At 61.9% G+C, this 1,293-nt stretch carries 2 protein-coding genes; both read left to right on the top strand.

Features of this window, described 5'->3' with window-relative positions; translation table 11 throughout:
- Positions 1-550, top strand: a 550-nt coding sequence (locus tag H0485_RS21235) for a hypothetical protein (protein ID WP_226937866.1), incomplete at its 5' end; no start/stop codon positions are given.
- Positions 550-804, top strand: a complete 255-nt coding sequence (locus H0485_RS21230) for a hypothetical protein (protein ID WP_226937865.1) — start codon at positions 550-552, stop codon at positions 802-804. The genes H0485_RS21235 and H0485_RS21230, both read left to right, overlap by 1 nt.
- The last annotated feature ends 489 nt before the right edge of the window (positions 805-1,293 follow it).

Raw genomic sequence — 1,293 nt, 5'->3', positions numbered from 1 at the left:
CGCTGCCCTGTTGGTGCTGCTTGCAGGCCCCGTGTCGGCGCAGGAATTTGAGCCAATCGGAGAAATCCGCGTCACTTTCCAGGGCGAGGAACTGGTGTTCGAGACGCAGGCCACCGAAATCGACGGCCAGACCATGTCCTCGGCCACGGTCGGCACCATGGGTGGCTCGCCGGGCCTGCCGCTTGTCAACACTCTGCAGATCACCGGCGTCAGGGCTGTGGACGGGCGCACGGCAGGCACATTGTTCCTGACCCGGAGTTTCGACGAACACCCCCACGACGGCACAGCCTCCATCATCTGGCAAAATGACTCTGTCAGCTATGCACTCAATCTCTCCACCCCGCCGATGTGGGAGATGAACCCTGATCAGCGCAGCAATGTCACCTATGAGGTCGACAGCTATTATTTCGATGGCGAGACCGGCATGATTCAGGCCCGCTTTTCGGGCGAGATATGCCGGGTGGACCAGCCCGGCTATGAAGCCGATCCCACAGATTGCCACGAAATCAGCGGCAGTTTCGAGACCCAGCTTCACAAGGATCAGGATTGATGCGCGGCGCCGCCCTTGCCGCGCTGATCGTCACGGCGCTTCTGGCCGGGCCTGTGCGCGCCGAAGCCATCGAGCTTTTCCCCAGCGAATGCGATGCATCGCCTCCGCTTGAGGATCTCGTCGGTCCCTACCGCCTGTCCGTCTTTCCCGGAATGCTCACCGATGGCGTCCGGTCTGTGGCGGCGTCGCATCAATCATCGCATCCCGTCAGCCTCATTCTGATGGGGGAAGACCTCTTGTTGCAGGACACCTAGGGCGGCCCTGCGGTCAGTTTCCGCTATGTCGGCCCGGATGATCCGGACTGGCGCGGCGATGACGGCGAGGTCGACACCGAGAAACTGGCCGAGATCGCCGGCTGCGACGTGAACCGTCTTCCGGGGCTGATCGGGTCGGGGACCACGATGGCGGATGGCGGGCAGGTCAGCTTCACCTATCGGCTGATGGTTTGGAACATGACGCCCGAGCATGCCGCCCTAAACGGGGCTTAAGCGGACAGGTCACAGGACGCCGAGCAGTTTCCACCACAGAAAATCCAAGGGCAACAGCAGGAACAGGGTGATCGCAGCCAGCGGCAGGGTGATCTTCAGCAGATGCCCCAGCTTTTCGCCCGACATCTGGGACTGTCCTGAAGTCTGTGTATCTGGGCCGGTCCATGCGGTTTCAGATACTCAAGCGGCGAAGCGCTCGCCGAACATTATGGCGAACTGGTTGCGGGCGGCAAACCATTCCCGGACGTTGCGACC

It is taken from the genome of Pseudogemmobacter faecipullorum, from assembly GCF_020539525.1.
GTDB lineage: Bacteria > Pseudomonadota > Alphaproteobacteria > Rhodobacterales > Rhodobacteraceae > Pseudogemmobacter > Pseudogemmobacter faecipullorum.
The sequence above is the reverse complement of the archived record's forward strand: the minus strand, read 5'-3'. Positions and strand labels throughout refer to the sequence as shown.